The 398-nt window shown below is 71.9% G+C and carries 1 protein-coding gene; it reads right to left on the reverse strand.

Features of this window, described 5'->3' with window-relative positions; translation table 11 throughout:
* A partial coding sequence (locus tag ADK60_RS25225; RefSeq protein ID WP_159400577.1) for an AMP-binding enzyme occupies positions 1 to 398 on the reverse strand: 398 nt, incomplete at both ends.

Raw genomic sequence — 398 nt, forward strand, 5'->3', positions numbered from 1 at the left:
TCCCGCTCGGTGCGGGGGCCTCGGCTGGAGGTCAGTGCGGCGAAGTCCGGTACGGGCAGCGCCTTCCGGTCCAGTTTCCCGTTCGGGGTCAGCGGCAGCCCGGTCAGGACCACCACGGCCGCCGGCACCATGTAGTCCGGCAGCGTCCTGGCGGTGAAGCTTCGTAGCTCCTGCGGCTTGGGCGCGGCACCGGCCGTCGGTACGACGTAGGCCACCAGGCGCTTGTCGCCCGGCCGGTCCTCACGCAGGACCACGACGGCCTGCGCGAGGTCGGCGTGCCGGATGAGAGCGGACTCGATCTCGCCGAGTTCGATCCGGAAGCCGCGCAGCTTGAGCTGGTGGTCGGCGCGTCCGACGAACTCCAGGGTCCCGTCCGCGCGCCACTTCACCAGGTCGCC

It is taken from the genome of Streptomyces sp. XY431 (assembly GCF_001279805.1).
Taxonomy (GTDB): Bacteria; Actinomycetota; Actinomycetes; order Streptomycetales; family Streptomycetaceae; genus Kitasatospora; species Kitasatospora purpeofusca.